Consider the following 23471-nt stretch of genomic DNA (forward strand, 5'->3'; position numbering starts at 1 on the left):
GCATAAACGGGTTTATTTCAAGAACCTACGAAGGTGGCACCTTGCATCTGCGGGCAAAAAGGAACGTCTCTAACGATGCCGGGCGGCGATCTCACGGTCGGCCAGGTCGGCATGGCCCAGCGATTTAGCTCCCCCTGTTTCTTCGAGCAGCAGGCGAAGCTCGCAAGCGCGAGTTGGAAAAACTCCCGAGGCCAGCTCCGGCCGCTGCGTCAAATATTCCACGAACTCGATAACGAGTGACCGAAGTGAAGCGTCGGCGATGGAGGTGAAGGCAGACAACAAGTCTTCTGAGGAATGAAAAGCGTCGGAGAACCGTGAAACTGATGCGTCACCGAGGGCGCCTACGAACTTTACATCGCCAAAAAGCCATTCGGGAGTCACCTCTAGGCACCTGGCGATCTGGAGGAGCCGTCCCGGGCTCAGTTTGTTGCGTCCCGTCTCATACTTTTGGATTTGCTGATAGGTGATGCCAATGCAGTTGCCGAGCTGCGTCTGCGACAGACCTAGGCGCCGTCGCTGCGCGCGCATCCGCGATCCAATGACCGCGTCAAATTCTTCCGGTTTGCTTTTCGTCAATTTCGCTCCGTTTGCTTCGGGTGGTTGACGGTACTTGGTAGGAGCGACTTGTAAAACCTCTCCGGCGAGGCGGCAACGACCATACCGTCAGCATCGGCAATTTCGATACGATGGCCATTAACCTTCTGGCCTCCGCGAATTTTCTCCGCCATCAGATCCCTAGCGCTCGCCCTTGCTTCTTCGAAGGCAAGTTCGACAGTTTCGAATTCGGTACCGTCTGGGTCGACCGCAGCTCATCGCCATTCGATGTTCAGAAAAACCGCAAGCCTGCGTCTTAATCGCATCAGGCCCACGGCGATGGGGGGCCTGGAACCTAATGGCTGTTCTTGTGGCTCTGCTGGCCCGGCTTGACGTGTTGCTCATGCGAGCCACCCTGCTTGTCAGCCGATTTGCCTTCGGAAGGCGATGACTTCGTCGTCGAAGCCTGCTTTGAACTCGACTTGCTCTGAGCAGCCCTTACGTGCTGTTCGTGCGATCCGCCTTGATTTGCCATGGTGTTCCGCAGGTCGATCGAGCACCGTACCTCAGCGCCACTTCGGGTTCTGAGATCGGTGTCTGGCCGCGCTGTCGGTGAAGTGCTCCTGCAGTCGATCGGTGGACCAACGAATTCAATGCCTTTCCGCTTGCAGAGCGCCGCAAGCTTCTGCTGGTCGTCCGGGGTGAATGGCACCTGCGGCGGAATTTCCGCTCGCTCAGTGGACACAGAGGCCGCACGGCGCGTCTTTGTCGTGCCGCTATTAGAGTGCAATGACGGACGAAGTTTGCTGGCTGCAGCACTTTCCGCAATGGGCATCGCATTGCAGTCAGCATTTGGTCGTTGGACCGGCGATCCGGACAGGGCAACTCGTTCCGGTCCTGAGCGACTGGGACATCGCGACGCTGGTCCATGCAGTCTATCCTGCCAATCGTCACATCGCCGTCAAGGTCAGGATGTTCGTGTCCTTCCTCGTCAATCATCTCTCCGGTGATCCGGACCTGCGACGAGAAAAAAGCTAGGCCCGGCCAGCTCAAGTGCCGACCTCAATCTCGCTGCGGCTTTGCTAGAACCGCCCGCTGGCCGTTCACTCGTTAAACAGGACGACCTCGACAAAAACCAACGCGCGATGGGATGAGGCTGAGTGGTCCATTTCCAATCGTCAAGAAGGTCGTTCGGGAAGCGGATCTGTGGCGGTTTTGTTGAGGCGCGTTTACACCTCTTGCTCCGGCGCTATCCGCGCTTCGTTTCAACATCGACGCGCAATCTTGCTTGGCTCGATGCCCCCTGGCGGAACTGGACCGCGATTGAACCGTTTCTCCGCAAGAGAGTGCGGGGGCGTCAAATTGACATTCAGCAATATAAGTTTTGGGAAGCCCTCACGTTCCGTGTGGCCGATCGCTTTCCTATGCTTCATGTCATCTTGCGGCGCCGCGGCAGCGGCGGAAGGAAACGGCACCGGGGCGTCCGAAGCCTTGTTTTTAGTTCAGATCATGATCCTCGTCGTGGTCGGCAGACTCCTGGGCGAGGTGATGGTGCGATTGGGGCAACCCTCGATCATGGGTCAGATCATCGGAGGAATTCTCCTTGGTCCTTCCATCTTCGCGGTGATTGCACCGGGCGCACACACGGCACTCTTTCCGGATGGTGAAGCGCAGAAGGCGATGGCTGATGCTGTTGCCCAGCTTGGCATCCTATTTTTGTTGCTGCTCGCGGGCATGGAAACCGACCTTGGCCTAGCCCTAAAGCTTCGTCGCGCGGCTGCAGGCGTCTCGCTCACAGGCATCGTTTTGCCGTTCGCATTGGGCTTTGCTCTTGGTGAGCTCGTGCCAGCTACGCTGCTCCCTGATCCTGACGCGCGTCTTGTCACCTCGCTGTTTCTCGGTACTGCCTTGTCTATCTCATCGGTGAAGATCGTTGCATCAGTTGTCCGAGAGATGGATTTCATGCGCCGCAACGTCGGCCAACTGATCGTGGCGTCTGCCATCATCGACGATACGGTTGGTTGGGTCATCATCGCAGTGACATTCAGTATCGCGCAAAGCGGGCACGTTGACCTCACAACATTGGCGAAGAGTGTGGTCGGTACCGTCGCTTTTATGGCTTTGAGCTTCACAGTCGGCCGACGCATCGTTTTTGAAATCATTCGTTGGACGAACGACAAATTCAAAAGCGATCTGCCGGTCTTAAGCGCCATTATTGCGATCATGGGCACAATGGCGATCATCACCAATGCCATAGGCGTTCACACCGTGCTCGGGGCGTTTGTCGCGGGCATTCTGGTAGGGCAATCTCCTATCCTCACCAAGCAGATCGAAGGTCAGTTACGGGGGTTGACGACGGCACTGTTCATGCCGGTCTTCTTCGGACTGACGGGCCTTAGCACGGATCTCAGCGTGCTTGGAGAGCCCTCGATCGCTCTCCTCGCTGCCGGCCTGATCGTCATCGCAAGTGTCGGGAAGTTTGCGGGTGCATTCGCGGGCGCTAAGGTCAGCGGCTTCACTAACGCGGAGGCAATTGCACTCGGATGTGGCATGAACGCACGCGGATCGACAGAGGTGATCGTCGCCTCGATTGGCCTTTCTGTTGGCGTGCTGGACGAGCGGTTGTTCTCGGTGATTGTTGCCATGGCGGTTGTCACAACGATGGCCATGCCACCGACATTACGCTGGGCGCTAAAGAGACTGCCGATGCGGGACGACGAGAGAAACCGGCTGGAGCTTGAATCTTTCGAAGACACCAGCTTCCTATCGGATTTCGAGCGCGTTCTGCTTGTCACCGATGAGTCATCCAGCAGCGATCTGGCTTCCCGGGTGGCAGGGCATTTCGCGGCGGTCAGGAATATGCCTGTCACCGTTCTGGCGGTCGATGCGCCAGATGCCGACGCCGCCAAGGCAGAGCAATCGTCGAAGGCTGGCGATCGCGCAAAACTGGTCAGCGATCGCGTTCGCCAAATCGCCGGCGGCGCTGTGGAAGCCGCCTCTGAAGAAGGAGCTGAGGTCAGATCCGACATCCACGTGTCGATCAGAGAGCGGGATGGCAAGTTGGAAGATGTCCTCGCTGACACGGCAGAGAAGGGCCATGACATGATGTTCGTCGGCATCGAGCCGACGACGTCAGAAGGTGGCGGCTACAGCGAGTATCTTTCGACCATGATTGAAGCATTCGAAGGTACGACCGCTCTCGTCGCATCAAGAGGAAGAGTTCCAGCGGAGGATACCGAGCTCAGAATTCTTGTTCCCGTCAGCGGAACAGAGCGCTCCATGAAGTCTGCCGAGTTCGCATGCGTCATAGCAAAGGCGAGTGGTGCCGCGATATCCGCTGTCTATTTCCAGGAGCCTGGGCAAGCGGCGTCGCCGTCCAGGGTAAGCGACACCGGCAATATTCACCACTCTGCTTTCCAGCGCATCGATCAGATTGCGGGCTTCTACGATGTCGATGTGGAGAAAGTGGTTTCGCATGGTTCCTCCCCTGAGCTGGCGATCCTTGCTCATGCGAGAAAGGGCCGGTTCAATCTAATTGTTCTAGGGGTAAGCAAGCGTGCAGGCTCAATTCTTTCTTACGGAACAATAGCAGACACTTTGCTGGAGACCGCCGATCGATCCTTTGTATTCATAGAGACATAAGGGAAGGGCGCTCCATTGGCGTTTTAGAAAAGCCAGCCGAGGTCATTCGATAGTTCTAAAAGTAAGAAGGGTCGCGGAAACCCGACGCTTCGACCGAACCTTGAGCCGATCTTAATGATTTCCTTCTCCGCAGGCCTGATCCCGTGGCGTGGCATCGCCCTTACCGGCATGGGTCCGAGGTGCGCCCTTGGCATTTGACCTATCCTTGCACTTCCTTATGTCGGTGCCGGTCGTGCTGTTTGTCATGTATCCGTTGGTTGCCACCGGCCTCATGGTCTTGGCGGCGGTTGCTGCCAATCGATCAAGAGGCCCAGGTTTGACCGGACGAAATTCGCAGCGTTCGGTCGCTCATTCACGCGAGCGCGTCTCCGCCGGGAGGTCCCAGTTCGGACGATACGGTTCGTTCCACATCCAAATGACGAAGCAGATGCCACAAACCAGCACGCTTCCGATGACCGCCGCCACAACAATGCGGGTATCTCTCTGCACGCTTGAGTCCCTAGAAATATCATGTCGTGATGTATTCGAGGGTCGAGTATCGGTCAAGTTCTAATATCCGCCAACTTTTCAGGTGTCCCCTTAACCGTTGCGTGGCACGTCGGCGCCCGGCAAACGAAGGTTTCAATAATCGATTTGGCCGTCAAGAGTCCACAAGTTCCCTCGGGCGGACCGCCATGCCGGAGTGTCCCTAGCGAGCCTTGTCAAGGCGGGCGCTTTTGAGACAATCGCCGCTCCTGAGGCTGCAATCACGAGGTCGAAAGTCGCCTAGCCGCTTGCTGCATGCCGCTCCAGCGCGTGGCTTGCCATACGCCCCAGCGTAAGCCCCTGAACCAATATCGAGAAGACGACCACGCAGTCTGTCGTTGAGAGGAGGAGCGGCTTCCATTCGGTGTCTGGAAGCGACAGCGCCAGCGCGATCGTTATACCCCCGCGCCGGCTATCGCAGGCCAGCACCACGGTCGTACTACGCTGGAAGCTATACCGACGCTTGACTGTCGCAACGGCAGATGCAGTGGCGACGAAGCGCGCGCCGACGGCAACCGGGATCGCAAGGAGCGAGACCGGAAGCTAAGCCGGGTCGAAGGCGAAGCACGGCAACTTCGATGCCGATCAACAGGGAGAGGATTGAATTGAGTATCTGATCGACCAGCGTCCAGAGGCCGAAAAGATGGCGCTGGGTCACGTCACTCAGCGCATCCTTTGGACCGCGGTTCCCTACGAGAATGCCGGCGAACACAGCGGCGAGCCAGGAGACGAAAAGCACAGCGGTTCATTGCGTAACGACCACATGTGACACGCCTGCGAAGTTCACTTGAAAAAGGGGTTGAACCGCTGGCGCTCATTGATTTATATCACGACATGATATTGCTATGACCGGAGCGTGACGTCGAGGTGTCAGATCCAATCAAACCCCGGCATCTGCCGAATGACGAGATCCTGGCGGATCGCCTGGGCCTCTCCACCAAGGAGTTCAAGCGATATCGCCTGCAGAACCTCGTTTCAGTTTCCACCGCGGACGCGGTCGGGAGCGACGGGTTTGTGGTCACCTGCCAGCTCGGTAACAGGATCTGGGAAGGGGTTATCCTAGATGGGACCGTCATCTCTGAAGAGGTCCGGTTTCTGCGCGGAAAGCGCGCCGGCAACCCGCCACCGATGGTTCGCCGCGGATCCTGATTCGACGTAAAGAAAGGAAAACAATGAAGAAGCTCGCCGGCCTCTTTGTCGCAATCTCGATCCCTCTGTCCGCCCACGCTGCGGCCAGAATGGTCTCTCAGACCGGCGACTGGGGCGTCTACTCCTTCGAAAGAGATGGAAAGCTTGTTTGCTACGCGCTTTCGGTGCCCAAGGAAGCCAGACCCTCGGAGGTCGATCACGGGAAGAACTACTTCCTGGTCGCGCCAGCGGAAAACGGCGGCAGCAACGAGCCAGAGGCCGTCCTCGGCTACGCAGTGCAGCCCGGTTCGGTACGGGTTTCCGTTGGCGAGAAGACGTTCAAGATGTTCGTAAAGGACAATACCGCCTGGGTCGCTGACGCCGCGCAGGAACCCGGACTCATCAACGCGCTTCGCTCCGGCAGTCGCATGACCTTGCAGGCGACGTCTGCACGAGGAACGCGTACTAGCTACGATTATTCTCTGTCAGGCATCACGGCTGCTTTGGAGCGGGTCGCGAGATGCAGGTGAAGCCGGGCTTAACCAATTCGAAACGAACGTGTAAGCGGGCGCCGCGAGTTCGCCAGGGAGGCGCAACGGCGGTTTACCTTTGCCCGAAAGTAGCGGTCCAATTCGTGCTTCGAGCTTTCGAACTTATGCCAAGGCGCTCTGCGTCGTGTTGGCCGACACTGTGGCGTAACCTCAAAATCCTCACATCGTATCCGCATTGAAGATACTGTTCAGGGTCCACAGTCGCCAAAATGTCGGCGCCACTTTCAAAAGTGGCCCGCCCGAAATCATTTCGGACGGGCCTCGCGCGGACCAGACATCTCATCACGTCCGACCTAAACCCTAGCTGTCGGTGACTGGCGCGTCTCCTCCCGATCGCGGCAGTTCCTTCATTTTTACGAGCTGGTCGGCGCAGGCGTCGGCCGCGTTCGTGACGGTTCCGTCGATCCCCGCGATCTTCGCCCACCCACCTTCGGTGATGAAGTCGTCGCGCTGCCATGAGGACTTTGCCTGCAGCGCTTTGAGATTGTGCTCGGCGTCGTTCGCGGTAACAAAGTTATGAACGCAAATGCTTGCGACCAGATCCGCCTTGGCGTTACGGACGGCAATCTCGGTCATGACGTTCGCCCTGCCTGATGTCGTCCAGCCGCCCCAGGTGAAGCCGAGCACCATCGTCAATGCCGAGGCGCCGACGATCGACCAACCCCAAAGGGTCTTGGAAGGCCGGTATCGCGACCAGCCACTGTCGCCATTTTCCATAGCTGTTCTCCTCCGTTTTATATCATGTCATGATACAAAATAGAGAGCGGAGGTCAATCACGCACTGATCAAAAAACGGTGACGCCGGTCAAGCGAGCTCGGTCACCTGTCGCAGTCGCGAGAGGGATTCGGCCAGGAGCGGTTCGTTTTCGAGCATTCCGTCGACATGAACCCTCGCCAGAGCTTCAAGAACCTTCTCGCCCTTGTTGGTCATGCCGATCAGCACACTCCGCTTGTCGTCCTCAGCGGGTATCCGCTCCGCAAGATCAGCCGAACACATGCGGTCAACGAGCTGTAATGGTGATGCATCAGCATCTGTTCTGCGAGATCGCGAAGCTTGATCTGGCGGCCAGGCGCCGTGCGGACGACGAGAAGAACCTGATACTGCTGGGAGGTCACGCCAGCCTCGGCGAGCGCCGCCTCGCTGAAGGACAGGAATCGGCGCATGGCAAGCCGGAAGCCAGCAAGTCCATCATAGACTTCGTCAGCCGGGCCGGAAATCCGGCGTCCCGATCGAGGCATTCATTAGTCCTTCCAAAATGTCATGATGTGATATAAACGTCGAACCACGCCAGGAGAATGGATCGCGTGTGCGAGATGCGGAGACGGTGCAAACCACCGGCGTCGACCGATCACTCGCGGACCATATTCTTCTGATGCTGGCAAAAAGACTGTGCCTATTTCGTGACGTCGAGAAAAAATTCATCATGGTTGGCAAGAGCAGGTCAGGAACGCAGCCATTTGAGACCGATCGTTTCGGCGTGCGGATCGAAGGGGATGGCACCTGGACGGTGTTCGACATCTTCACCGGCTGGCCGGCAGATTATGTCGGACGGCTTCTCGATGGATTGGACAAGGGCGTCGCCGACAGCCTTTGCGCCGTTGTAAACGCCTTGGACAAGCGCCACCGCGCGACGCCGCGCCGTTGAAACGGCTCTCAGGCCGGAAATATCGGAGCGATTGCATTTCCATCTCCTAATGCTATCTGAACCTGTCTCGAAGAAGGGGATGCCATGAGCTCGCGCTTGATTTGGTCGATATCGGTTCTGGCGCGGCGGATCTGGTTCAGGGCGACCCTGTTCTCAATCGCGGCAGTTGCCACCGCCCTGCTGGCGATCGTCGTCACGCCCTACATCCCGGCGGACTTGTCGACGAAGATCGGCGCCGACTCCGTCGATAATATCCTGGGTATCATCGCTTCGAGCATGCTCACCGTCACGACCTTCTCGCTCAGCACAATGGTCTCGGCTTACTCCGCGGCAACGAGCAACGTAACGCCGCGTGCGACCCGTCTCGTCATGGAGGACAGCACGACACAAAACGTGCTGGCGACTTTCGTCGGCTCGTTTCTGTTCAGTCTTGTCGGCATCGTCGCCCTGACGACGGGCGCATATGGCGAGCAGGGGCGGCTGGTTCTCTTCGTCGTCACGATCGGCGTCATTGTGCTCATCGTGGTGACGCTTTTGAGATGGATCGACCACCTGTCCCGGCTAGGAAGGGTGACAGAGACGACACGCCGTGTGGAGGAGGCGACGCTCGACGCCGTAAAGGCCTGGCGGAAATCCCCGAACCTCGGGGGGAAAGCGCTCGACGGAGACAGTCTCGAGCCCAGGGCCGGTGACACACCGTTTTTCACGGACGAGATCGGCTACGTGCAGCATGTTGATGCAGCGGCGCTGGCGAAAATCGCCGACGAGATAGAGTGCGACGTGGTGATCTTGGCGTTACCTGGCAAGCTTGCCTCGCCCGCCCGGCCGCTTGGATGGCTGCGTGGAGCTTTGGGCGAGGATGTTTTGGATCGGGCCGCGGCCTGCTTTTCGATCGGCGACGTCCGATCCTTCGATCAGGACCCGCGGTTCGGAGCGTCGGTACTAACTGAGATCGCGTCGCGCGCCTTGTCTCCTGCTGTCAATGATCCGGGGACCGCCATCGACGTCATCTCCCGCGCGATGCGAATCCTTTACTCCTGGCACGAAGCAATCGGCGAGGCGCCGGAGGAGGCTGTCTATCGCCGGCTCAATGTCGCGACACTGACGGCAGCCGACTTGTTCGACGACCTGTTCACGCCGATCGCCCGCGACGGCGCCGGCCTTGTCGAAGTCGGACTTCGACTTCAGAAGACCCTCGCAGCTCTTTCTAAGCTCGGCCCGCAATTCCATTCAAACGCCGTGCGCCATTCGAAGGAGGCACTCGATCGAGCGGCCGCGGTGATACAGATTGACGCCGACATGGAGAGGTTGCGGGCCGCTGCTGCACCCATCATTGCTGACGGTAAACATATTTGGGCGCCGGGCGCAGAGGATTGATGGGACACGACATCAAGGTTGCCGAGCGCCGTTCAATGATTTCGCTTCTACGCAATCGATCACGACGGCAGCGTCGTCCCCGGCGACGGCTCACTGACGGCGCCGTTTCGCAGACCGGTTCGTCGATCGGCACGGTCTACCTCGCTAAGGCGTCCAGGGAACAAGTTCTCCGAGCCTTGAGGGCCACAGTCCGAGATCGTCTTGCACCGCAACTGGCAACGCGTCCCTCTGCCGCACCAGCAAGGCGTGATGGATTGCGGCTTCGAGTGGTTCCGCTTCGCCTTGATGCGGTTGGCCTCTGATTGCGAGCTCGCCGGTTGTCCTTACGTCGTCGCCTGCGACGATGATAACATGCCCCGGATAAGACGATGCGTTTCCGCTATCCACCAGGTCGAATCTTCGCATTCATTCCCCCTTGTCACTGCTTTCGGCGCCTCTCGGAGCATCCGAAGCTATTTCGGACCACACCTCTTCAATGGTCTTGCCGGCCTTTCGGAGCGCCACGATCCTGGCAATTGTGGCATAGGCCACTGGATCGCTTCGGTTGACCGCCGTTTGCCTGCACCACTGGTCGAGAAGAAGGCTCACAGCCACAAGCTCACGGGCGTCCGTCCTTTGGGCGTGCGGTTGACGATGAAGGGCAGGGCTTACGAATCCAATGACCTTAAGACCTATCGCTGCGGCTGAAAATATCATGTTGTGATACTAATTCACTTTTGGACGTGAAGGAAATGACAATACCGCGAGCGGTGTCTGCTGCTGGGAAGGCGCAAGCATTGGTAGGGCTCGGTGGAGTGTCAGTCTCCGCCGGGCAGGTCGAGCCCCACCCATCTCAGGCGACTTTGCTCGTAGACGCTTAGTGTCGGAACCAGGGAGGACGGATCGTGGAAACATCCCAGGGCGAGCGCGACGAGATCCTCCCGAAAGTCCGTCATCCAAAAAAACGTCGACCCGCAGTCAAGACAGAACTTGAACTCGATCGATCTCCCGCTGTCTTGCGCCCTCGTGTAACGTCGCGAGGCTCCTGAAGCCGCCACCTCTTCCCGGTCGAAGAAGACCGCTACCCCGAATGCACTGCCAGTGCGGCGCTTGCACTCCTGGCAGTGGCATGCGGAGATCTTTACGGGGGCCGCGTTAGCCCTGATGGTAAGCTGGCCGCAGGAGCAACTGGCTTCTCGCGTCACTGTCGCTTTGGTCTGATCCTCCATATGGCCTGCGTCTTTCCCAAATCCACAGCGAGCACTATGTCGAGGTCTGTCGCCGCCGTTGCTTGTCGAGTGCATTCATGACGATGCATAGGGACTTCGATCCGCCTTCGTCCATCAGTGTTGTTGTGCGTCCGTGGTACTCCGCGGCGAGCCCGGTGAACAGATCGAAGATTGTCCAGGAGCCGTCATGTTCGCGGCGAATAGAATACCGGTCAGTGAGATAGTCGCGCATGGTCGTCGGCCGAGTGTGTTAGGTTCGATTTGATCCCGGTTCCTTCTCCGCAGCGCGTCGCGCCCGGATTGCGGCGGCGATAAAGACCCGCGACAGACCGTGGTAAAGCGGTTCACGTGAAAGCAATCGCGAGGTCACGTAACCGATCATCGACACCGCCATGATCGGGATGACGGCCTGGTGGTCGCCGGTCATCTCCAGGATAATGACGAAGGCCGTCATTGGCGCTTGTACGACGCCTGCGAAGTAACCCGCCATCCCGAGGATTGCTGCAAGGGCGATGCTGGTGCCGAGCAGGGAGCCGACGGTGCTGCCAAGACCGGCGCCGACGGCGAGCGACGGCGCGAAGATGCCGCCGGGTATGCCTGACAGCATCGATAGGAAGCTGGCTGCAAGTTTCTCGACACAGAAGAGCAGGGGCAAGGCATTGCCCTCGACCGCGCCACGCGCCTGCTCGTAGCCGGTGCCGAAGGTGGTGCCGCCGGATGCGATACCGATGACAGCGATTCCCAGTCCGCAGGCTCCCGCAAGTGCCAGCGTGCGCTTCAGCGGTCTCGGTTGCGCCCAGCGGCGGATCTTCTGGCCGAAATGCAAGGCAAAACCGCTAAATGCGGCACCAAGGGCGCCGCCACCCACACCGCAGATCAAAACCAGTCCCCAATCGCGAAGTTCGGTCGGCGCCGCCGAGGCCATACCGAAATAATTGTAGCTGCCCGAAAGCCCGAGTGCGGCCAGACCGGAGAGGATGACGGCGGTCAGCACCAGCCCGTTGGCTCGCGATTCATACGTACGGCTCATCTCTTCGATGGCAAAGACGATACCGGCGAGCGGCGTGTTGAAGGCAGCGGCGATACCTGCTGCCGAACCCGCCAGGATCAGCCCGCGTGCCTGCGCCATGCCGCCAAAGCGGGCGACGGCGAGCATGATCGAAGCGCCCACCTGTACCGTTGGCCCTTCGCGGCCGATCGAGGCGCCGCAGAACAATCCAAGCACTGTCAGTACAATCTTGCCGAAGGCAATCTTCAGCGACAGCAGCCGTGCCCTGTCTTCTGCGTGATGTAAGTGTCGCGCTGCAATTGCCTGCGGAATGCCGCTGCCGCCTGAATTCGGAAACAACGTCGACGCCAGATAGGCCGACAGGATGAAGCCCGCCGGCGTCAGCAACAGCGGCAGCAGGAAGCTTCCTTCAGCGACAGAGTTGAGAGATAGGAATGCGTTTTGCGCCAGATCCGCGAGCTTGGCGAAACCGACGCTTATTACACCGATCGCGAAGGCCCCGCACCAGAACACCAGTCTTGGCTTCCAGAGAGAAAACGAACCCCAAATCACGCGGGAGCGGCGAAGAAGCTTGGAAGGGCGGTAACGGCTTGGCATGGCGGACTCGGTACGTGACGCAGGCAAGAAATCTTCTAACGCCAAAGGCGCCCGGAGATCACCCCCCAAGAATTGAAAATGCGCCGGATCGGGGTTTGTTGCTCCGTGCCGAACCACCAAGCACGTTATACTCAGCGCCTTCGGAAGGGGATCGCCATCCCTCGGCCAGACGACGTTTCCACGATGCAGGCTCTGGTGAAAGACCATTGCCTGACGAAGGCAATCAATCCGGACAGCGAGGAAGGGCGGGACCTCGCGCGCGAGTTGCTGAAGTGCTTTCAGATCGGCGTGACCAATAAAAGCAGACCAATTGAACCGCTCGCGTCCCGCATCTGACGCCGATCGAAGCTTGTAATGTATACGCGTCTACGTCGGTTGCTTCCTATGGCCCGACGCCCTCAGGACGACGGCCCCGGCCACGCCCGATGCAAGCGAGCCCGCAAGGATCCCGATCTTCACGTGATCTTGAGACGACGCATCCGGGAAGGCCAGCAGTCCGATGAACAGGCTCATCGTGAAGCCGATGCCGCAAAGCAGAGACACGCCCGTCATCTGCGACCAGGTCGCCCGCGCCGGAAGCTGCGCTAACCCGGACTTGACCAGAAGCGCCACCGTTCCAAGCACGCCTGCAAGCTTCCCCAGGAAGAGGCCGGCGGCGACGCCGATGGTCACCGGCTCCGCAAGGACGTTTGCCGACGCGCCTGCGAAGGAGACGCCGGCATTGGCGAAGCCGAATATTGGCACGATGAAGAAAGCCACCGGCTTCTGGAGTGCGTGCTCCAGTTTATGGAGCGGTGAGTCCGCGTCCGAGGCTTCGGGCGCGCCGGGGGTGACCTTCAGCGGAATGGCAAGCGCCAGGACGACTCCCGCGAGCGTGGCGTGAATCCCTGACAGGAAGACGGCGATCCAGAGGAGAACTCCCAGCGCCAGATAGGCCCAGATGTTCTTCACGCCGGACCGGTTCAGGATCACCAAGTTTCCGATCAAGACGGCTGCGACGGCAAGTGCAAGAACGTTGATGTCTGCCGTATAGAAAATGGCGATGACGATCACCGCGCCGAGGTCGTCGATGATCGCCAGCGCCGCCAGGAAGATCTTCAGCGAGGCGGGCACCCTATCCCCGAGAAGGGAAAGGACGCCGAGTGCGAAGGCGATGTCGGTCGCGGTCGGAATCGCCCATCCTCTCAAGGTCGACGTGTCTGAAAGATTGAAGCTGATGTAGATCAGTGCGGGCAGCACCATTCCGCCCGCTGCAGCGGCGCCTGGAAGAATTCGTCTGCTCCAGCTCGACAGTTGTCCGTCCAGCATTTCCCGCTTGATCTCAAGGCCTACCAGCAGGAAGAAGGCGCTCATGAGGGCGTCGTTGATCCAGTGCTGTAGACTGAGCGGGCCGAGGTAGACATGCAGGGCGTGGAAGTAGACGTCTGCGGCGGGAGAGTTTGCGACGACGATCGCCAGCACGGCCACCGCCATCAGGATCAGGCCGCCCGACGCCTCGCTATCGAGAAACTGACGCAGCGTGGACTTGATGCGGCCTTGGATCGTTTTCGACACGGGTTCGCTTCTCCGATGAAGGTTGATCTCAGTCTCCGTCAATAAGGGGAATCCCCGGCGCACGCAGCACACGCGTGTCTCATAAGTAAGGACTGGATATGGGTTTGCCTAGTGAAATCGACAGGCGCCGCCCGTTCTGACAAAGGCTTGAACGGCACGTCAGGCGCCTTACTTGTCGATCAGCAGCCTGAACAGGGCCGTGCATTCCGTCTCTTCCCATAGGAGGTCGCTAATGCGTCCCTCTCAAACGATATTGCTTGCCGTCACAGCAGTCGCGATCGCCGGACTGCTATACTTGGCTTTCTCCGTCGGCCATACCGTCGCACCGCCACCCGTCTAGGAAGCGAGATGGAATGAGGCTCAAAGCCGAACCACCCAGCGGCGCCGACCGCAATTTGCCCCAGTGCAAGGAGGACCAGAGCGCGATCACTTATAGACGCCACTTATTTCTGACATGCATGCGTCTTCCACTCAAAACTGCGTTTCCCTTGCTTAGCGTGAAGCGTTAGACGCCTGCAGCGCGCGTGTGGCGGCTTCCCCGGCGCCGGCCCATGTGCGACAATGCTCGAAGGACGTCTCCGGCAGTCGGCTGTTAGTGGGAGGTCTTTTCAGCTGCTGGAGGCTTATCTGTAAGTATGGTTCGCCGGGCGAGTGCACCCAAGGTGAGACCCTGGACGATGATGCTGAACAACACCACCGCATAGGTGGAGGAGAGAATGGCGAGCTTGGCCGGGCTCTCCGGAACAGACAGGGCCAGCGCAATGGAGATGCCACCACGGATGCCCGCCCAGGTGAGGAATGGCACGTTCCTGGTCGACATCATATCGCTCGACCAAGCAGCCATGGCGGGCGCGCCGACGGCGATCAACCGAGCAAACAGAACAAGGGGGATGGCGACGGCCGCTATCTCCAGGGATCGTGTGTCGAATTTCAGGACGAGTACTTCGAGCCCGATCAGCAGGAAGAGAACCGAGTTGAGGATCTCGTCGATCAGCGTCCACAACCCGAACAGATAGGTCTGGGTGCGATCACTCATGGCCTTGCGCGGTCCGTGGTAGCCAATCAGCAGGCCCGCAGCGACCACGGATAACGGTCCGCTGACGTGAAGGCGATCGGCGATCGCGTAAGTGGCTGTGACAAGGGCAAGCGAGATCAGGACCTCGACCGAATAGTCGTCGATCAGGCGCATAGCCCAGTAAGCAATACCCCCGGTAACGATGCCAAGCAGGAGACCGCCGCCGCCTTCCACGAGAAGGAGTTTGATAATCGACCCGGCGGTGATGGTGCTGTCATGACCCTGCGTCGCAAACAGCAGCATCACGGTGAACAGAACAATCCCGATACCGTCATTGAAGAGTGATTCGCCCTGCATTTCGACCTCAAGATTGGCAGGCACCTTGACGTTCTTGAGGGTTGCCAGAACCGCCACGGGATCCGTAGGGCTGATGAGGGCGCCGAATACCATCGACCAGGCCAGCGGCATCTCGAGTCCGAACAGTTTTGCGATGAGCCAGAAACCGACGCCAACAATAGCGGTGGACACGATCGTTCCGAACAGGGCGAGGATAGCCACAGGCGCAGCGCGGTCGCGCATCCTGCCCAGATCGACATGCAGCGAGCCGGCAAACAGCAGAAATGCGAGCATCCCGTTCATCACCACTTCGGTAAAGTCGATCCGAAGCAAGGCCTGGGTCAGCGGCTCGAAGAGGTGCCGCTTGGGATAAGCGGCGTCGACGGCGACAAGGATCAACGACGCCCCCACACTCATCACCAGAAGGCCGATCGTGTTCGGCAGCGGCAGGTACTTGTGGTTGATCCAGCCGAGGGCGGCCGATAGAGTCAAGAGAATGGCGGAGAGTTCAAAGATCGACACATCTACCCCGAGTGATCTGTGGTTTCTATCCGGAAGCGCGGATTGGCCGGAGACCGAACGCGCTTTTGCCGATCGAGAGCACGTTCGTCGCCGAGGATGGCACAACGTACAGCTTAAAGGCATTGGCGAACGGCAGACCGATGCCGCTCATTCCGGTTCTCCATCGGAATATACGTGGCATTCGTATTGAATTGATCGATTTTTCTGATAGGTGAGCGGTGTCCCTGCTGCAGTCATTGCGGAAATGCTTGGGCTGGTCCATCCGGTTTTGAACGAAACCGCGGTCCGGGTGAACTGGGGTTCTGCAGGCGGTCTTGGCGCGCCAAACCCTGAAGCGCTCTTCCGAGTCTCACGATGGAACTTCGATGCCCTAAGACAGGGTTTCGCATTGAAACGCGCACTACCCAATACCAAACGCGGCGTCACTCTCGGGTGTAGCGACCTCACGCCGTCGATGGAGGGCCGTCCGACCGCGGCCTGCGAGGAGCAGATCCAGTTCATCCCTCGAATTGCCGAAGCGCTCGATAAGCCGGCGGGCCTCGTGCCTGCTGACGCCGTACTGCCGGCGGAGCGACGCGATGTTGTGGATCGCTTCCGGCTCATTTTGACCGTCTGTGGTTTCGTCCTGGTGCTCGCTCATGTCAAAACTGCCTTTATTATCATCCAGACGGCCATCGCGACCATCATGAGGTTTTCGGTCAGGGATATGAATCCCAAGGGAACGTTGCTGTCCCCACCAAGGCACGCGCACTTCAACTCGCGCTTCTCGACGTAGACCGCCTTGAATACTGAACAGGCGCCGATCGTACCGATGGCCAGTGCGACCGGCGAGGCGATCAGGGCCAACATCCCGCCTGCGATCATCAGCACGCCCGCGAACGCTTCGGCGAATGGATAGATATAGGCGTAGCGAACCCAGCGCCGAGCCAGGAGATCGTAGCCGAGGAACATTTTCGTGAAACTCTCCAGGTCGCGCAGCTTTAGGATCGCCAGCTCGCACATGCTGAAGGCGGCAAACCACTCGACGGTGCGAAGCGATGCCAGCGTCCCGGCAGCACAGCCAGCTGCAATCGCCATCGATGCGGTCATCGCAAATACTGCCACGACCGGCACGTAGGAAGTGGCGTCCGGATCCTTTAGAGGATCGCCAAAGAAATTGCGAAGGTCGTCGTACCCACCGACGGGTCTGCCGTCGATGAAAATCTGCGGTGTGGTGCCAACGTCCTGGTCAGCCTTGAAGCGATCCGTTTCTTCACGGGTCCTGAGCCAGTGGTCCTCGACCCGATATCCTTCGCGTTGCAGCAGGTCGAGCGACTTGAGACCGAACGGACAGATGTGGTCCTTCATGACCATGCGGTAGATGACGGCCTTCTTGACCGGCGTCGCCATGAGCATCACGATGCTCCCGCACCGCGGGTTGACGTACGGTGGATCAGAAGGTCCGCGTCTTCGTAGGCCCACCGCGCGAACGCGTCCAACGTTTCCGACCGGGTAAAGGAAACGCCGAAGACGCTCACGCTGTAGTCGACGACGCCGCAGTCGATCCTCGCGACATATCTGCGATTGCGGCCGCCACGCGCGACGTAAGAATGGTTCGGCCTGATGAGGGTAGGCTGCATCTGCGTACTCCCTTTATCGAAAGATAATGGAGAGGCGCCCTTGCGGTTCCGCGATCCGCAAAATTTATATCACGTCATGATGAAGGTGCTTCAAAGATAGAACAGGACATAAACAGATCCGCCATAGATGCTCGCGCACATGATGGCTGCTCCGGCGAGAAAAAGCTTCACGTCCATCCCGTCAACCTCAGTTGACCGCCTGCTGGGTCTGCATTTGCGACACGACTTGGGGCGCTTCTGCGGGGATCGACGCGACAGCGAACATGACGGCGACATAGGCTGCGAATACCGTTGAAATGAAAGCCGTCTTCGTCATCGTACCATCCTTTATATCATGTGATGACATTCTTTAACGCTTCGACCATATTGTCAATCCTGAATACAGGCTGAACAAAACTGGGAGGAGGGGCGATGACGGCCGAGAAAATATTGATTGTGGAGGACGACGCCATCCTGGCCGCCGATCTTCGCGACATAGTGACAAGCTTCGGCTACGAGACGTCCGGCGTCGCCGATAGTTTCGAGACCGCTCAAGCGCTCGCTCCGTTCAGCGATATCGCGCTTGTCGATGTCAAACTTCGAGACGGTGCAACGGGTCCCAGGGTTGGACATTATCTGGCAAGCGAGTTCGGGTTGGCAGTCGTGATGGTGACTGGCAATCCCGAGGCCATTCAAACCGGACTTCTGGGCGTCGTGGGCGTGATATCCAAGCCAGTTCATCCGCCGATGATAGGCAAGGTCCTGACCTATCTGCAGGACATCCGAAAAGGCGGCCGTGGCATTCCCCCGGGGGGATTGCGACTATTCGACTGAGCTGGCAAGCAGGGGTATACCGATGAAAGATATGCGCGCCGAACTCGGCCTTTGGGTCGGTCGGATCGAAACCATACTCATCGATCGGGAATTGCTCGATGAAAAAGGACAGCTTGCCGTCGGGATGGGGCCTTCTTTCCCGCAGGAGATAGAGGAGGTTCTTGACGGCTTCATAGACAATCCGATCGAGTTGATTGGTCTCCTGAGGATTTCGCGCGATGCGCGCGATGGACGGCCGCTATCGCCCGCAGTCCTGATGGCGGCACATCTCATGGTGAAGGAAGTCTTGAACGTGTTGCAGCGCTCGGAATTCGATCGATAGACAGGAGCCCGGCTCGTTCAAAAAGTCATTGCCACGATCCATACGAGGACACCTATCCCGAGGATCGCGGCAATGCCGATCGTGCCATAGTTGGGTTCGTGATCCATGCCTCGTCCAGCTCACTGGCCAAGCGTGCCTGAGCGACCAAACCATACGCCGAGGAGAGCAGCGAAAGACACGATCACCAGAAACCCGCTCACGGCGAGCAGCAGGACGCTCGGTATCTTCTTGATATCCGGCTCCGGCGGTGGCGGCCCAGGATTGAACTCCCTGATAACGGCGACGACGAAACAGAAAGCGCTGAAGACGACCAGAATCGTCCCCGTCGTGACAATGAGGATTTCCGGAACGACGTCCGCCAAGAGTGCTTTGGCTCCCATCCCGCTGGCAAGCGCCGTCAAGCCCGTGCGCATCCAGGCTGCATAGGTGCGTTCGGCGGCATAGATCGTGCGGTCGGCGGCAAGCACTGTGCGCCGGTCTGGTCCGGCCTCATCGCTGCGCTCGCTCATGCTGCCAAGCCTCCTGTCACCCGCTGGGCACCCATCATGGCTTGGCCTCTATCCGGACGGGTATCGATTTGGAGGCGGGCGTCTTCGAAAGCTGGTCGTGGTGATCGATCGCATTGAGAACGTTGCACTCCGGATAGTAGGAACAGATCGTCCCCTTCGGCAGGGCGTGCTGTGTCACGACAAGACCGCCGAGCTCTCGCCGCCTGCCGTCGTCGAAGTCGCTGACGAGCCGCACTGTCTGTCCGGGCTCAAGGCCGGCTTCGGCGATGTCTTCGGCGCACATGAGGACGACATCGCGCGTGCCCTCGATCCCGCGGAATCGGTCGGAATATCCATAGATCGTCGTGTTGAACTGGTCGTTCGATCGCATCGTCAACAGTCGGTAACGGCCAGGTCTGTCGGGGAAGGACAGCGAGTTCAGTTGATCGGGCGTTGTGAAGACCGCCTTCTTTTCCGGGGTCTTCCAGATGCGGTCGTGCGCCGCGTTGCCACGATAGAAGCCGCCGGGTTCGTTGAGCCGCTCGTTGTACTTCGCGAAATCTTCCGGGTAGGTCTTCTCGATGAGGTCCCGCACGAGGGAGTAGTCGCCGGTCCAGTCGTCCCATGTCACTTTGGGATTTACGGGAAGGGTCGCCTTGGCGATCCCGGCAATGATGGCGAGTTCACTCTTCAGGTGCTCCGAGGCCGGGCTGCGCTTGCCGATCGAGCCGTGGATGTGGGAGAAGCTGTCCTCGATGGAAATATATTGGTTTCCGGTCGCCTGATCGTCTACCTCCGAGCGCGAGAGACATGGCAGGATATAGGCCGCCTTTGCCGGAAAGAGATGGCTTCGATTGAGCTTGGTCGAGACCATCACGGTCAGTTCCTGCTTCGCCCATGCGACTTCCATGTCCCTCTGGTCGGGGACGGCCCGAAGCAGATTCCCGCCGAGCGATACGAAGCCCTTGACGTGACCGCTCATCAAGCCCTTCACCGCGTCGACGATATGGGTGCCATCCTCCGTCGGCGGATCGAAATCGAAAAGTTCCTTCAGCTTGTCCATCGGAACCAGCTTGGTCTTTTCTGCGATGCCGACCGTACGCTGGCCTTGGACGTTAGAGTGGCCGCGCACGGGACAGACGCCTGCGCCTTCGCGCCCGATGTTGCCCCGCAGCATCAGCAGGTTGGCCAGCATCGCGATGTTGAGCGCGCCCTTCGAATGCTGTGTGAGGCCCATGCCGTATACGCCGATGACCCTCTCGGCCTCGACATATATTTGACCGGCCCGGCGGATGTCGGGCTCGGTTAGACCGCTCTCGCGCTCGATGTCGGACCAGGATGCCGTCCGGACACAGTCGACGAACCGGTCGAAGCCCGTCGTATGCTGCTCGATGAACTCGACGTCGAGGATGCGTTTAAGACCGAGCGTCTTGGCGTCGTCGTCGGCCTCGACCACCACCTTGCAGAGGCCAAGGATTGCCGCGACATCGCCGCCGCTTTGCACCTGCAGATAGAGATCGGAAATTACCGTCTCTTCGCCTGTCAGCATTTGGCGCGGGCTCTGCGGATTGACGAAACTGACAAGGCCCTGCTCGATCACCGGATTGAAGGTGACGATCTTCGCCCCACGCTGCTTCGCCTCCTGGAGAGGGTGCAGGAAGCGTGGGCTGTTGCTTCCAGGATTCTGGCCGAAGAAGAACAGGCAGTCGGTCTTTTCCAGATCGTCCCAGACCACGGTACCCACCGGCGAGCCGATGACCTTGGTCAGGCCGACCGACGTCGTCTCGTGACACATGTTGGAGCTTTGCGGGAGGTTGTTGTTGCCGTAGAGGCGTGCGAGCAGAGCATAGAGATAGGAGGCTTCGAGACCGGCATGGCCGGAGGAATAGAAGACGACCTCCTTTGGTTCTAGGCGCTTCAGCACGGCGCCGATGCCGGAAAACGCCTCTTCCCAACTGACTTCGACATAGCGATCCGTGTCGGCGTCGTAGCGCATCGGATGCGTAAGGCGTCCGGCCATTTCGAGGTCGTGATCTTTCCAGTCGCGAAGTTCAAGGACCGTGTGGTCGTTCCAAAAGTCGGGCTTGCACCGTGCCGAGGTCGATTCCCACAACGTCGCCTTCGCCCCGTTCTCGCAGAACTCAAAGGGATGGTAGTTTGCCGGCTTCGGCCAGGCGCAGGAAACGCACATGAAGCCGCCAGGCTTGTTCTGCTGCTTCAGGGTTTCGAGGACCGCCGGATTGGCGAGGGTCTCGCCGTAGATGCGCGCGATCGATTTCACCGATCCCCAGCCGCCGGCCGGTCCTTCGGATGCAGGGTCAGTCAGATGCTCGTTCATGAAAACCTCCACGCCGTAGGAAATGCAAACGCGCGGGCGATGCATCGGTTTCCAGGTGGCGAACTTTTAATGCGGGACGCTATCGATGTATGCTTCGATAGTTTGAGCGCCCGTGCAAAGGCGGAAGGCCCGCCCATAATGACGTCAAGGCTGATGCGCCGACGAGCGACCACGCCCAGAGGGTTTTTGAGGGGCGATAGGGTGCCGACCAGCGTTCTGCGTCCGCGATAGCTGTTATCCTGGTTTTATATCATGTCATGATACAAGAACGAAGTTGGAGATCAATCACGACGTGATAAAAAACTTTGACGGCGTCAGGCGAGCTCGGTGACCTGTCGCAGGCGGGAGAGGGATTCCGCCAGCAGCGGCTCGTTTTCGAGCATGCCATCGACGTGGATGCGGGCAAGTGCTTCAAGGACCTCCCGCCCTTTCGAGGTCAGGCTAATCATGACGCTGCGCTTATCGTCCTCCGCCGGGATACGCTCCGCCAAGCCAGCGGAACACATGCGGTCGACGAGCTGGACGGCGCCATGGTGATGCATCAGCAACTGCTCGGCGAGATCTCGAAGCCTGATCTGACGATGAGGGGTGGACCGCACCACGAGGAGGGCCTGATATTGTGGAGACGTGACGCCCGCTTCCGCAAGCGCGGCCTCGCTGAACGCCAGGAAGCGCCGCATTGCGAGCCGGAAGCCGGCCAGACCTTCATAGACTTGATCGCTCAGGGCCGCTGATTTTGAACGGGACATCGAAAAGACCTTATATGTGTCATGGTATGATATAATCGGCATGGCCACGCTGAGATAACGGTTCGCGGGCCGGTGGAGTCTGTGCGGGAGACGCTGCAAAGCAGCGGCATCGAGTCGATGCTCGCGAACCATAATCTCACCAAATACGCGTGACGACTGTGCCAAATTCGTGACGCCCCTGCATTTTGTGCGTGGGGTGGCTCGTCCTGCGATGCCAACGGAAATCAGTGCTCGTGACGGGTCTACTGCCGTTTGCTTGTGACCAAAAGCGCTGCAGCACTAAGCGGCCGTACCGAGCACAAGCAAAGCAGTCATGGCACCCTCTGGTCGGGCGGCGAGATCCGCCCTGATGACCTTTTCTACCGCAGCGACCGTTTCGAACAGAAGGCCCGGGGATCGCTCCTCGATCTCGCTGCGAAGCGGCGTGCCCTCGCAGAATGCCGCCGCGATCGTGCCGGCGTCCGGTGCTGTCGATGTCAGCTCGACGCGATCGCAGGAGACGGCCGAGAATCCTGCCGCCGACATCTGCGCTCGGATGACATCCTGATCGTAGTATGAATACGGCAGCCGGCGCAGGAACGACGGTGGGTCTGCAGGAAACAGCCTCGCCAGTGCCTCGTCCACGGCCCTGGCGAAGTCGTTGTCGTGAAGCCAGTCCCAGGTGCAAAACAGGAACCTGCCGTTCTTGCGCAGAACCCGCGCAGCTTCGCGAAACGCTGCCACCTTGTTCTGATAAAACATGACGCCGAACTGCGAGACGACCAGATCGAACATTTGCGGCCCGAAGGGCAGCTTACCAGCGTCGGCCTCCAACCAGTGGACCTCCAGCCCCTCGGTCGCCCTGCGCCCCTCAGCTGCCATGGCCGGGCTGATATCAGTCGCCACGATTTCAGCGGTTGGCATGCGAGAGCGAAGCGCGCGTGTCAGGACGCCGGTGCCGGCTGCGACTTCGAGGATGTTTGCTGGACGGGATCGGGCGGCATACTCGACCATGTGCACGGCATAGGGATCGAAGAGGATCGGAGAGAGTAACGTTTCGTAGCTGGAAACGAGGCGATCGTTGAACGTCGGATTCAACCAGCCGGAGGTCTGCTGCGTCTCGATCATACCAAACCTCCGCGATCAGTGGAACGTGGGCACTGCGACACGAGAAGCGCTGATTCCGTCGAGAACCGCAATCAGTTTCTCGAACTCGATTAAGATGCCGAGGAGCTCTGCTGTGTCCATTGATGCAATCTCGTCCAGAGACGTCTTGACGGACGCAATGAGGGTGTCGATCCAGAAGCGTTTGTCCGGCCGCACGCCCTCAAGCGCCGTCGTGCGGTAGGCTTCAAGCTGTCCGAGTATTCGCTCGATCAGGCCCAGGCGGCTCTGACGATCAAGCTGTGGCAGAACAAGGCACGCATCACGGATATCGGTCGCCAGCGTCATTCGGGTCCTCCCCAGGGCAGATCAACAGCTAACACAACCGTCGCGTTTGATCATCCGGACTTTGGTC

General features: G+C 59.2%; 30 protein-coding genes and 1 pseudogene. 11 read left to right on the top strand and 20 right to left on the bottom strand.

The annotated features are described in order from the left end of the window. Positions 1–69 precede the first annotated feature (69 nt). The gene (locus ACEN84_RS03325; protein ID WP_413708628.1) at positions 70–576 is read right to left on the bottom strand and encodes a helix-turn-helix domain-containing protein; all 507 of its coding nucleotides are present in this window, start codon (positions 574–576) and stop codon (positions 70–72) included. After that, positions 573–743 (bottom strand): annotated as a pseudogene (locus tag ACEN84_RS03330) (hypothetical protein); the annotation flags it as partial. The gene ACEN84_RS03325 and the pseudogene ACEN84_RS03330, both read right to left, overlap by 4 nt. 580 nt (positions 744–1323) lie before the next feature. Here ACEN84_RS03330 and ACEN84_RS03335 point away from each other — a divergent pair. Next, a complete protein-coding gene (locus ACEN84_RS03335) occupies positions 1324–1572 on the top strand; it encodes a hypothetical protein (protein ID WP_413708629.1) in 249 nt (82 codons plus the stop codon). Positions 1573–1938: 366 nt separating this feature from the next. Further along, a complete protein-coding gene (locus tag ACEN84_RS03340; protein WP_246777707.1) occupies positions 1939–4176 on the top strand; it encodes a cation:proton antiporter in 2238 nt (745 codons plus the stop codon). A 765-nt stretch (positions 4177–4941) separates the two neighbouring features. Here ACEN84_RS03340 and ACEN84_RS03345 read toward each other — a convergent pair. Continuing rightward, a complete protein-coding gene (locus ACEN84_RS03345) occupies positions 4942–5223 on the bottom strand; it encodes a cation:proton antiporter (RefSeq protein ID WP_130279899.1) in 282 nt (93 codons plus the stop codon). Positions 5224–5568: 345 nt separating this feature from the next. On the opposite strand from ACEN84_RS03345, the gene ACEN84_RS03350 reads away from it, so the two are divergent. Both ACEN84_RS03350 and ACEN84_RS03355 read left to right on the top strand, forming a co-directional pair. After that, entirely contained in the window at positions 5569–5850 is a 282-nt protein-coding gene (locus tag ACEN84_RS03350) for a hypothetical protein (RefSeq protein ID WP_246777706.1), read from the top strand. Between the two features lie 23 nt (positions 5851–5873). Next, a complete protein-coding gene (locus ACEN84_RS03355; RefSeq protein WP_112717222.1) occupies positions 5874–6359 on the top strand; it encodes an invasion associated locus B family protein in 486 nt (161 codons plus the stop codon). Positions 6360–6680: 321 nt separating this feature from the next. Here ACEN84_RS03355 and ACEN84_RS03360 read toward each other — a convergent pair whose 3' ends face one another. Both ACEN84_RS03360 and ACEN84_RS03365 read right to left on the bottom strand, forming a co-directional pair. Beyond that, positions 6681–7097, bottom strand: a complete 417-nt coding sequence (locus ACEN84_RS03360; RefSeq protein WP_112717220.1) for a hypothetical protein — start codon at positions 7095–7097, stop codon at positions 6681–6683. An 88-nt stretch (positions 7098–7185) separates the two neighbouring features. Beyond that, positions 7186–7377 carry a hypothetical protein gene (locus tag ACEN84_RS03365; RefSeq protein WP_413708630.1) on the bottom strand — a complete coding sequence of 64 codons (192 nt, stop codon included), beginning with the start codon at positions 7375–7377 and terminating at the stop codon, positions 7186–7188. Between the two features lie 17 nt (positions 7378–7394). Here ACEN84_RS03365 and ACEN84_RS03370 point away from each other — a divergent pair, with 17 nt between their 5' ends. The 4 genes from ACEN84_RS03370 to ACEN84_RS03385 all read left to right on the top strand — a co-directional run bounded on the left by ACEN84_RS03370 (position 7395) and on the right by ACEN84_RS03385 (position 10090). Next, positions 7395–7655, top strand: a complete 261-nt coding sequence (locus ACEN84_RS03370) for a hypothetical protein (RefSeq protein WP_413708631.1) — start codon at positions 7395–7397, stop codon at positions 7653–7655. 50 nt (positions 7656–7705) lie between these two features. Next, the gene (locus tag ACEN84_RS03375) at positions 7706–8026 is read left to right on the top strand and encodes a hypothetical protein (protein ID WP_413708632.1); all 321 of its coding nucleotides are present in this window, start codon (positions 7706–7708) and stop codon (positions 8024–8026) included. Positions 8027–8110: 84 nt separating this feature from the next. Further along, a complete protein-coding gene (locus tag ACEN84_RS03380; protein ID WP_413708633.1) occupies positions 8111–9403 on the top strand; it encodes a DUF2254 domain-containing protein in 1293 nt (430 codons plus the stop codon). 201 nt (positions 9404–9604) lie between these two features. Next, positions 9605–10090: a hypothetical protein gene (locus ACEN84_RS03385; RefSeq protein WP_413708634.1), complete on the top strand. Its 486-nt coding sequence runs from the start codon at positions 9605–9607 to the stop codon at positions 10088–10090. A gap of 110 nt (positions 10091–10200) precedes the next feature. On the opposite strand, the gene ACEN84_RS03390 is transcribed toward ACEN84_RS03385, so the two are convergent. From ACEN84_RS03390 to ACEN84_RS03400, 3 genes are read right to left on the bottom strand one after another with little or no spacing between them, the layout of a single operon-like run. Continuing rightward, positions 10201–10686, bottom strand: coding sequence for a GFA family protein (locus tag ACEN84_RS03390; protein ID WP_413708635.1), 486 nt, complete (start codon positions 10684–10686; stop codon positions 10201–10203). After that, entirely contained in the window at positions 10646–10843 is a 198-nt protein-coding gene (locus ACEN84_RS03395; protein ID WP_148194946.1) for a hypothetical protein, read from the bottom strand. The genes ACEN84_RS03390 and ACEN84_RS03395 overlap by 41 nt, the downstream gene beginning before the upstream one ends. An 18-nt stretch (positions 10844–10861) precedes the next feature. Next, the gene (locus tag ACEN84_RS03400; protein ID WP_413708636.1) at positions 10862–12217 is read right to left on the bottom strand and encodes a chloride channel protein; all 1356 of its coding nucleotides are present in this window, start codon (positions 12215–12217) and stop codon (positions 10862–10864) included. A gap of 183 nt (positions 12218–12400) precedes the next feature. Here ACEN84_RS03400 and ACEN84_RS03405 point away from each other — a divergent pair, with 183 nt between their 5' ends. Next, a complete protein-coding gene (locus ACEN84_RS03405) occupies positions 12401–12553 on the top strand; it encodes a hypothetical protein (RefSeq protein ID WP_246777704.1) in 153 nt (50 codons plus the stop codon). A gap of 30 nt (positions 12554–12583) precedes the next feature. Here ACEN84_RS03405 and nhaA read toward each other — a convergent pair whose 3' ends face one another. From nhaA to ACEN84_RS03440, 7 genes are all read right to left on the bottom strand, one after another. Further along, positions 12584–13771 carry a Na+/H+ antiporter NhaA gene (gene nhaA, locus ACEN84_RS03410; RefSeq protein WP_413708637.1) on the bottom strand — a complete coding sequence of 396 codons (1188 nt, stop codon included), beginning with the start codon at positions 13769–13771 and terminating at the stop codon, positions 12584–12586. 592 nt (positions 13772–14363) lie between these two features. After that, positions 14364–15644, bottom strand: coding sequence for a cation:proton antiporter (locus ACEN84_RS03415; RefSeq protein WP_246777703.1), 1281 nt, complete (start codon positions 15642–15644; stop codon positions 14364–14366). Positions 15645–15669: 25 nt separating this feature from the next. Next, positions 15670–15795: a hypothetical protein gene (locus tag ACEN84_RS03420; RefSeq protein ID WP_281438229.1), complete on the bottom strand. Its 126-nt coding sequence runs from the start codon at positions 15793–15795 to the stop codon at positions 15670–15672. Between the two features lie 249 nt (positions 15796–16044). Further along, positions 16045–16284: a hypothetical protein gene (locus ACEN84_RS03425; protein WP_112717204.1), complete on the bottom strand. Its 240-nt coding sequence runs from the start codon at positions 16282–16284 to the stop codon at positions 16045–16047. Then, on the bottom strand, positions 16281–17033 hold the full coding sequence (locus ACEN84_RS03430) for a MauE/DoxX family redox-associated membrane protein (RefSeq protein ID WP_413709034.1): 753 nt from the start codon (positions 17031–17033) through the stop codon (positions 16281–16283). The genes ACEN84_RS03425 and ACEN84_RS03430 overlap by 4 nt, the downstream gene beginning before the upstream one ends. 5 nt (positions 17034–17038) lie before the next feature. Then, on the bottom strand, positions 17039–17263 hold the full coding sequence (locus ACEN84_RS03435; RefSeq protein WP_112717200.1) for a hypothetical protein: 225 nt from the start codon (positions 17261–17263) through the stop codon (positions 17039–17041). A 187-nt stretch (positions 17264–17450) separates the two neighbouring features. Continuing rightward, positions 17451–17579 carry a hypothetical protein gene (locus ACEN84_RS03440; protein WP_281438228.1) on the bottom strand — a complete coding sequence of 43 codons (129 nt, stop codon included), beginning with the start codon at positions 17577–17579 and terminating at the stop codon, positions 17451–17453. Positions 17580–17674: 95 nt separating this feature from the next. On the opposite strand from ACEN84_RS03440, the gene ACEN84_RS03445 reads away from it, so the two are divergent. Further along, positions 17675–18076 carry a response regulator gene (locus tag ACEN84_RS03445; RefSeq protein WP_413708638.1) on the top strand — a complete coding sequence of 134 codons (402 nt, stop codon included), beginning with the start codon at positions 17675–17677 and terminating at the stop codon, positions 18074–18076. Between the two features lie 22 nt (positions 18077–18098). Further along, the gene (locus ACEN84_RS03450) at positions 18099–18398 is read left to right on the top strand and encodes a hypothetical protein (RefSeq protein WP_413708639.1); all 300 of its coding nucleotides are present in this window, start codon (positions 18099–18101) and stop codon (positions 18396–18398) included. 119 nt (positions 18399–18517) lie between these two features. Here the strand turns inward: ACEN84_RS03450 and ACEN84_RS03455 are convergent, their stop codons facing one another. From ACEN84_RS03455 to ACEN84_RS03475, 5 genes are all read right to left on the bottom strand, one after another. Further along, positions 18518–18907 (bottom strand): YidH family protein, encoded by a 390-nt coding sequence (locus tag ACEN84_RS03455; RefSeq protein ID WP_413708640.1) that lies wholly within the window; start codon positions 18905–18907, stop codon positions 18518–18520. A gap of 34 nt (positions 18908–18941) precedes the next feature. Continuing rightward, positions 18942–21224 (bottom strand): FdhF/YdeP family oxidoreductase, encoded by a 2283-nt coding sequence (locus tag ACEN84_RS03460; protein ID WP_413708641.1) that lies wholly within the window; start codon positions 21222–21224, stop codon positions 18942–18944. A gap of 314 nt (positions 21225–21538) precedes the next feature. Further along, complete coding sequence (locus ACEN84_RS03465) at positions 21539–21973, bottom strand: MarR family winged helix-turn-helix transcriptional regulator (RefSeq protein WP_112717566.1); 435 nt, start codon at positions 21971–21973, stop codon at positions 21539–21541. 279 nt (positions 21974–22252) lie between these two features. Beyond that, positions 22253–23080 carry a class I SAM-dependent methyltransferase gene (locus ACEN84_RS03470; RefSeq protein ID WP_112717192.1) on the bottom strand — a complete coding sequence of 276 codons (828 nt, stop codon included), beginning with the start codon at positions 23078–23080 and terminating at the stop codon, positions 22253–22255. 15 nt (positions 23081–23095) lie between these two features. Further along, positions 23096–23404 carry a hypothetical protein gene (locus ACEN84_RS03475; RefSeq protein ID WP_112717190.1) on the bottom strand — a complete coding sequence of 103 codons (309 nt, stop codon included), beginning with the start codon at positions 23402–23404 and terminating at the stop codon, positions 23096–23098. Positions 23405–23471: the final 67 nt, after the last annotated feature.

The organism is Rhizobium sp. Rhizsp82 (genome assembly GCF_047325115.1).
GTDB lineage: Bacteria > Pseudomonadota > Alphaproteobacteria > Rhizobiales > Rhizobiaceae > Rhizobium.